7 protein-coding genes and 1 other annotated feature are annotated in these 8,049 nt (G+C 39.3%); of the genes, 5 read left to right on the top strand and 2 right to left on the bottom strand.

Going from position 1 to position 8,049, the window contains the following annotated elements:
* Window positions 1-443: 443 nt before the first annotated feature.
* Entirely contained in the window at window positions 444-1,196 is a 753-nt protein-coding gene (aroD, locus tag LMF89_RS13920) for a type I 3-dehydroquinate dehydratase (RefSeq protein WP_229535617.1), read from the top strand.
* 772 nt (window positions 1,197-1,968) lie between these two features.
* Entirely contained in the window at window positions 1,969-2,511 is a 543-nt protein-coding gene (locus LMF89_RS13915; RefSeq protein ID WP_229535616.1) for a shikimate kinase, read from the top strand.
* Window positions 2,512-2,629: 118 nt separating this feature from the next.
* Here LMF89_RS13915 and aroC read toward each other — a convergent pair whose 3' ends face one another.
* Window positions 2,630-3,697: a chorismate synthase gene (gene aroC / locus LMF89_RS13910; RefSeq protein ID WP_229535615.1), complete on the bottom strand. Its 1,068-nt coding sequence runs from the start codon at window positions 3,695-3,697 to the stop codon at window positions 2,630-2,632.
* Window positions 3,698-3,721: 24 nt separating this feature from the next.
* Window positions 3,722-4,735 carry a 3-deoxy-7-phosphoheptulonate synthase gene (gene aroF, locus LMF89_RS13905; RefSeq protein WP_229535614.1) on the bottom strand — a complete coding sequence of 338 codons (1,014 nt, stop codon included), beginning with the start codon at window positions 4,733-4,735 and terminating at the stop codon, window positions 3,722-3,724.
* 553 nt (window positions 4,736-5,288) lie between these two features.
* Window positions 5,289-5,550: a binding site (T-box leader), on the top strand.
* A gap of 57 nt (window positions 5,551-5,607) precedes the next feature.
* Between aroF and trpD the strand changes: the two genes are divergently transcribed.
* The 3 genes from trpD to trpC are packed head-to-tail and all read left to right on the top strand — an operon-like array spanning window position 5,608 to window position 8,034.
* Window positions 5,608-6,645, top strand: coding sequence for an anthranilate phosphoribosyltransferase (trpD, locus tag LMF89_RS13900; RefSeq protein WP_229535613.1), 1,038 nt, complete (start codon window positions 5,608-5,610; stop codon window positions 6,643-6,645).
* On the top strand, window positions 6,630-7,265 hold the full coding sequence (locus LMF89_RS13895) for a phosphoribosylanthranilate isomerase (RefSeq protein WP_369412607.1): 636 nt from the start codon (window positions 6,630-6,632) through the stop codon (window positions 7,263-7,265). The genes trpD and LMF89_RS13895 overlap by 16 nt, the downstream gene beginning before the upstream one ends.
* Window positions 7,255-8,034 (top strand): indole-3-glycerol phosphate synthase TrpC, encoded by a 780-nt coding sequence (gene trpC, locus LMF89_RS13890; RefSeq protein ID WP_229535611.1) that lies wholly within the window; start codon window positions 7,255-7,257, stop codon window positions 8,032-8,034. The genes LMF89_RS13895 and trpC overlap by 11 nt, the downstream gene beginning before the upstream one ends.
* Window positions 8,035-8,049 lie beyond the last annotated feature (15 nt).

Here is an 8,049-nt window from a genome sequence, read left to right as displayed (position 1 = left end):
AGATTGTCGGAGTTGTAGAATATCGGGATGGAACCATTATTGATGTAATTAGACGACCAATATTCTGATCAAGAGGGATGATTTAGATATTCACAGCTGGTCTCCAATTACAGTGGAGACCAGCTGTGAATTTTCCAGAATAGGTTATGTTAATCGTTGATTCTTATTATTTTGATTGTAATTATCGATTGAAAAGAGGCTGCGTTTAATATAAAATTTAGGAAGATCATTTACATTGAAAGAATATCTTGAAATGTAAATGATGGATACTACTATATTGCAAATGCAGTGCATAAACGTTATGATTATTTTTTGAAGGCAAGGATGCAATCATAGAAGGGAAGTAAGGTTTTAGAAAAGTAGTAATGCAGTAAAGTACTGATATGAATAAAGCTAGGTAGGAAATGTCGGGATAGTAACATATAAAGGGAGGCTAATTTAAATTGAGTAAGGTAATTGGGGAAGGAACACAGCCATTGATATGTACTCCACTGGTGGGAAGAAATCAAGAAATTGTATTAGCTGAATTAGCAAATGTTTTAGAAAAAAAACCGGATATTATTGAATGGCGTGCCGATTTCTTTGAAGGTATTGCCAATACTGATGAAGTAGTTACCTTAGCGAATAAAATCAAAGGGATTGCGGGCGATTTACCGATCATCTTCACGATTCGTTCTACTCGGGAAGGCGGTCAAACTATTCCGCTGTCAGATCGTGAAGCGATTGAACTAAATGCAGCCATCTGCACGAATACAAGTGTAGAATATGTGGATTGTGAATTGAGCAATCTGCCAGAACACTTTCAGCAGTTATGCAAAGCAGCACGAGAAAATAGTACGAAAGTAATTGCATCCTTTCATAATTTTAATTGCACGCCAAGTAAAGAAAGCTTAGAACAAAAGTTCAAACAAGCAGAACAATATGGTGCTGATGTTGCAAAAGTGGCAGTTATGCCAAAAACATTAGAAGATGTTCTTACGCTATTGAGTGTAACCTTAGAAGCAAAAAATAAGTTGAAGATTCCTGTAATTAGCATGTCAATGGGAGGGCTTGGTGCCGTAACTCGCCTGTTTGGAGGCGTTTTTGGCTCGACCGTTAGTTTTGCAGTAGGTCAAAGCAGCTCTGCACCTGGGCAAGTGCCGATTGAAGATTTAAATACAGTGTTCTATATTGTAAAAAAATCCATGGGGATGTAGGTAAGATCATAACGATTCAAGACTAATGGGTGGATGTGATAGAGGAAGAATGACTAAAATAGAATCGTTAAAAGAAATGGCTAACCCTTATTGAATAGCATCAGTACGTTAGCTGGCACTGCAGAAGAGATAACCGCTCAGTCCCAAGAACGCAATTAGCTTTAGGTGTAATATCTTCTTAATAAACACAATGTATAGATCAATGTACAATGTGCTTATTAAGAAGTTTTTTATTTGTTGTAATTTAAAATAAAAAGCAGCGATCTTTCAGACAAAAATTATTGTACATTTCTAGTTTTAGAGTGAATATATCGTAGAAGGACGTTTGTGTTTTTAAAATAATGAAATGATAACAATTTATTAATGCCATCATTGCGTTTTGATAGATACTTGACAATTATTGTTTATTTGGTATAATAAAAACAGTATTATGTTGAGCGGAGGCTATTATAATGATTACATTCTTAACTAAGAGATTTCAAAATCAATATTTTAGTTTTTTTAGTTGGGGTTATTTTTATAGCGCTGGCTATTTTGGGATGTATCAAATGAATAGGCTGTTAAATGAGAACTTAAACACGAGCAGGTAAACAGATGACTGTTTTGTGATAAAAAATAAGACTCATTAGAGTCTTATTTTTTTTGTTTTATGGTATTGTGATTTGCAAATTTTGTAAGTGAAAAAACATAAGGAATTATGAACCACAAAGACACAATGCCGCTGCTGCGGCACACAAGGGAGAACATAAAAAATAGTAGGCGGTGTATTGTAATGAAATTTCATAATAATATTGTGTTGATTGGTATGCCAGGTAGTGGTAAGACGTCTCTAGGTGCGATTATTGCAGAACGATTAGAGCTTGATTTCTATGATATTGACCAGTATATACAGAAAAAAGAGAATAAGACTATTTCTGAGCTTTTTTTATTAGGAGAGTCACATTTTCGTCAGATTGAAAGTAATGCAGTTCGTGAAGTTAGCAGCAAGAAACCAATTGTTATTGCTACTGGAGGCGGTGTAGTGACTCGTCCTGAGAATATAGCTGTATTACAGCAAAAAGGTACTATCTTTTATATTGACCGACCAATCGAAATGATAATAGAAACGATTGACGTTGCAGCTCGTCCGTTGCTAGCAGATAATGTAAAGAGGATTTATAGCTTATACGAACAGAGAAAGCATTTATATGAGGGACATTGTCATTATCGAATTACCAACGGGCTGTCATTACATTCTGCAGCAGACCAGATTCTAAAAGTAATTATAAAAAGCCAGGATAGTGAGCAATTAGGCATTTCTGACAAATCTTTTTAAATTATTAGATATGATGAAATCGCAAATTTAAAATTAAAAATCAGCGTCTAAGGTAAATACCTAGACGCTGATTTTTTGTGATTTCAAAAAATCCAAAGGATCTTAAAATTTAAGTCGCCTATAATACATCCCAAATAGCCATTGCAGCTGCAGCTTCGATAACAGGTATCGCACGATGGACAATACAAGGATCATGACGACCTTCCACCGTAATAGAGACATTTTCACCCTTTGCATTCACAGTACTCTGTTCTAAAGAAATTGAGGGGGTTGGTTTTATGGCTACACGAAAAATAAGAGGCATGCCATTGGAGATTCCTCCTAAGATTCCTCCATTGTGATTGGTGGAGGTCACAACCACATTGTCTTTGCTATACATCGCATCATTGGCCTCGCTGCCGCGCATCTGGGCAAAAGCAAATCCAGCACCGAATTCTACACCTTTAACGGCAGGGATAGAAAATAACAGATGTGCCAGTGTGCTTTCTAGGGAATCAAAGAAAGGATCACCTAGGCCGGCCGGCAGATGTATGACAGCTGCTTCAATGATACCGCCGACAGAGTCTCCCGCAGTCTTGGCTGAGAGAATGCATTGTTGCATTGATTCGCCCACAGCAGGGTCAAGTACAGGGAATGATTTTGTTTTTAATTGTTCTAGTATTGTCTGGTCAATTGTAACCGCATCAAATTGAGATTCTGAAATAGAAGCGATACGCTGGATATGAGAACCAATATGAATGTTTTGTTGCCTCAAAAGCTGCTTAACAATCGCACCGGCGAATACGAGAGGGGCCGTGAGGCGGCCGGAGAAGTGTCCACCGCCTCGTAAGTCATTAAAGTGATTGTATTTTATAGAGCCAGTATAATCCGCATGTCCAGGACGAAATTTCCATGCTAAGGATTCATAATCAGCAGATCTTTGATCTTTATTTTCGATGATGGAACATAGTGGGCTTCCTGTTGTTTTGCCATTTAAAAAGCCACTCCAAATCGTAAATGCGTCTTTTTCATTGCGTGCTGTTGATAAGGGACTTTTCCCAGGGGCGCGACGCTCTAGCTCCCGAGTTACTTCAGCTAAGTCAATTGCGAAACCGGGCGGTAATCCGTCAATGGTAATACCGATCCCCTTTCCGTGACTTTCGCCAAAAATAGTATACTGAACCTTTTTACCCCATGAGCCACTCATTTGTTAACCTCCTGAAGTGTAAAATTAGATAGTGCGATTTTCAATTTTAGCAATCTGTTCTAAGGAACCCATCAATGAGGCGAAACGTTCAGGTGTAATGGATTGTGGTCCGTCGCAGCTTGCATTGGCAGGATCGTTGTGTACTTCAATAATCAATCCATCAGCACCGACGGCAATGGATGCCTTTGAAAGGGCCTCTACCATCCACCATTTCCCCGCAGCATGACTAGGATCAATAATAACAGGAAGATGGCTTAATTTCTTTATAGCGAGTACAGCACTCAAGTCTAGAGTATTACGGGTATAGGTTTCAAAAGTGCGAATGCCTCTTTCGCATAAAATAACATTGTCGTTACCTTCAGCCATAATATACTCTGCTGACATAAGTAATTCTTCAATGGTAGCACTTAATCCTCGTTTTAATAAAATTGGTTTATTAGTTTGTCCTACTGCTTTCAACAGGTCAAAGTTTTGCATATTTCTTGCACCAATTTGAATAATATCAACATCTTCAACGAATTTATCCAGTTTGCTTACGGACATAATCTCAGAGACAATTGGCAGCCCTGTTTCTGCTCTGGCAATTTTCAATAATTCCAGTCCTTCTTCTTTTAAGCCCTGGAAACTATAAGGTGATGTTCTTGGTTTGTAAGCTCCGCCACGCAAGAAGCCGGCACCTGCTGCTTTGACTTGATTCGCTACAGACAAAATTTGACTCTCGCTTTCAACCGAGCAAGGACCAGCAATAATTGTTAATTTATTACCGCCGATGGTTTGATTTCCAATTGGAATGACTGTATCTTCTGGATGAAAGACTCGATTGGCCTTCTTATAAGGTTCCTGTACAGATAATACTTTTTCTACATAGTTTTTACTTGCCAGCTTATCTTTATCAAGTTTATGAGTGCTGCCAACTACGCCAATAATCGTCTGAAATTCCCCATACGTAGGCCAAGCACTGCAGCCACCTTTTTCTAGTTCTGCCTTTAACTCTTCAATTTGCTCTGTTGTTACAGACGGATGTAATACGATAACCATAATAAATACCCCCTATTATTTTCTTTTATAACTTAAAATTGGATCTTTGGTGATGGATAAGCGCGACTAACTTCTGCTTGTAGAATGATGAGAGTTTTAGAGCGGTTAGCCATCGGGTAAAAAAAATAAGACTCAAATGAGTCTTGTAGAGATGGTGGAAATAAATTGTCCTTATCGGATTGCTGCTAGTTGACATTTCCATCTATAATGCTCATTGAAAAACCATATATTCACATTTTTCCATCCGAAAAAGTCGAAGCTAAAAAAGTAGCTCCAACCAAAAAAGTAAAAATATTGTTTTTGTTCGATGGCTTTATAGGTTAGATGTGTCATAAAAAACATCCTCCGATAATAATTGATTTTCCAGTAACTGTTTTCTATTATATCAAAGTATTGAAAAGTGTCAAGTAATAGTTTTAAATTAAAAATAAAATAGATAAATGTTACATATTAATTATAGAATAAAAACATTTGTATAGTAGAAAAAAACAAAAATAAAAAAACTCTTGACAGCATCGCAAAATTTGAATAAAATGTGCCTTAATAGAATGTGTAATCCGCTATGAGCAGGAGAAGTACATATACGAACTTTGGATCAGCGAGTCGGTGACCAGGCAACTGGAGGTGTGATGACCGACCCAAAGAGTCTATGGAATGGGCCTGTGAGCTGCTCACTGAACGCAATACGTCAGTAGGATGAGTCGGTTGCCCCCGTTATTGGGCTAGGGTATCAGATGTAGTATCTCGTACCTGAGTAGAGGGAAAGCATTAGCTTTCTAAATTAGGGTGGTATCGCGAATCATTTCGCCCCTTTCAGGGGGTGGAATGGTTTTTTTTATTATATATAGGTTAATTGATAAGGAGGAATGGCTATGTTCAAGGAGTTTTTGGCTCAGGTGGTAGCAGGGGTAAATTTATCGCGAGAAGATGCACAATTGTCCATGGATATCATTATGTCTGGGGGCGGGACTGAGGCACAAATTGGTGCTTTTATTACAGCTTTACGGATAAAGGGTGAAACTATTGATGAAATTGCTGGTTTTGCCCAGACCATGCGCAATCATTCATTAAAGGTACAATTTAGCAGCAGGGAAATGATTGATACCTGTGGTACGGGCGGGGATAAAACAGGTACCTTCAATGTATCTACAGCGGTAGCTTTTGTGGTAGCAGGTGCTGGGCTTGTTGTAGCTAAACATGGCAATCATGGTTTATCGAGTTCTTGTGGCAGTGCAGACGTCCTTAACGCTCTGGGGGTTTCAATGAATCTGCCGCCTCAAGGAGTACGTAAATCCATTCAAATGACGAAAGTTGGTTTTTTGTATGCTCCTGCTTTTCATAAAGCGATGAAATATGCTGCGAAACCACGCAAAGAATTAGGATTTCGAACTGTTTTTAATATGCTGGGACCATTAACCAATCCTGCAGAGGCTAATTATCAATTAATCGGTGTATATGAGCCGTCTTTAACTCGGAAATTGGCGGAGGCGCTTGCCATGTTAGGCGTAAAGCGGGCCATGGTAGTGCATGGTTTGGATGGTCTGGATGAAATATCCACTACTGCACTGACACAGATAACAGAAGTCAATGGTCAAGAAACTCGAACCTATACGATTGATCCTGCTGTCTACGGATTTAGTGGTGGTGGTTTAGAGGGGTACCGTGGTGGTACACCGGAGGAAAATGGGAAATTTATTTTGGATATTTTCCAAGGGAAGCTGCTAGGTCCAAAACGTGATATCGTTTTGTTAAATGCTGCTGCTGCCCTGGTAGTCGCTGGTAAGGCAGAGAGCATAAAAGAGGGATTGAATATTGCGGCAAAGAGCATTGACGATGGAGCTGCCTATTCTAAATTAGAAGAGGTAAGGCGCTTTACCCAGGAATATAAGGAGGGATTGATATTATCATAAAAATTTGTGGAATCACATCTGTAGAAATAGCGCAAGGGGCTAAAGATCTGGGAGCTGATTTGATTGGATTTGTGTTTGCAGAAAGTAAGCGCCGTATCGATGTAAAAGAGGCTCATCAAATTGGGCAAGAAGTGAAAGGAATCGGCAAGGTTGGTGTTTTTGTTAATGCGCCTCTTCAGGAAGTACAAAAGATTGCAGAGTATTGTCAGTTAGACTATGTTCAGTTGCATGGCGAAGAGACTCCAGAGTATTGTCGGTCTGTTGGTAGGCCCGTTATTAAAGCATTTCGGGTAGCTCCTGGTTTTAATCTAGAAAGAAGTAAGGAGTATCCTGCTGATTGGATTCTTTTAGATAGCTTTACCCCTGGGCAATATGGCGGAACGGGAATCACTTTTGATTGGCAGTCGCTGCAGGATTTTACTTCTCAGAGTCATACCCCAGTGATGGTAGCTGGCGGCCTTACTCCTGAAAATGTTGGAACAGCCATTTCTCTATTATCTCCTAATGGGATAGATGTTTCAGGAGGTGTCGAAACCAATGGGAAGAAAGATATAAAAAAAATCCAAGAATTTATGATTGCCGCTCGCAGGGCAGAAGGAGGCAAAGGGAATGCTAAATGAAATTGTAACGAAAAAGCGCCGAGAGGTAGCGATACAAAAAAGGGAGAGACCTCTTAGCCAATTTGAGAAGGATATTATAAGAGGAGATTTTCGTTTCCGTAAAGGGATTAAAGAAAAGCCATGGGCACTTATCGCAGAATGTAAGTTGGCTTCCCCGACTAAAGGAGAGCTGTGTACTGCATATACGGAATGTGAATTAGCTCAGATCTATACGGCAAATGGAGCAACAGCTCTTTCGGTACACACAGATAAACATTTTAAAGGGAAGCTGGAGAATATCAAAATGGTCAAGGCTGTTACTCCTTTGCCCATTTTACGCAAAGATTTTATTATTGATGCATACCAGATTTATGAATCCAGATGGGCAGGGGCAGATGCCATATTGCTGATTGCAGCAGTGTTAAGCGATGAAGAGATGAACGAGTATCTAGAGGTTGCAGCTATGCTTGGTTTGGATTGCTTGGTCGAGGTTCATACATTGGAGGAACTCCTGCGGGTGCAAAAGACTTCAGCGGTGTTAGTGGGGATTAATAATCGCGATTTGAAGACCTTTACTACTGACATTAGTAATACGTTTGCTTTAATGCCTTATTGCTCTTCGAAGATTGTACTAATTAGTGAAAGCGGCATCAAAAATCAAGAAGATGCTAAAAGACTGCAAGAGGCAGGAGTAAAAGGAATATTGGTAGGAGAAGGATTGGTTTGTGCTCATGATATTGGTATGATGACACAGGAAATGGCATTATGCCAAGGGCAGCGATGCAGCTGAAATAATAAGGAGGAA

Origin of the sequence: Pelosinus baikalensis, from assembly GCF_020819555.1 — a bacterium.
Taxonomy (GTDB): Bacteria; Bacillota; Negativicutes; order DSM-13327; family DSM-13327; genus Pelosinus; species Pelosinus baikalensis.
Note: the sequence above shows the minus strand (reverse complement) of the source record. Positions and strands in the feature narration are given on the sequence as shown.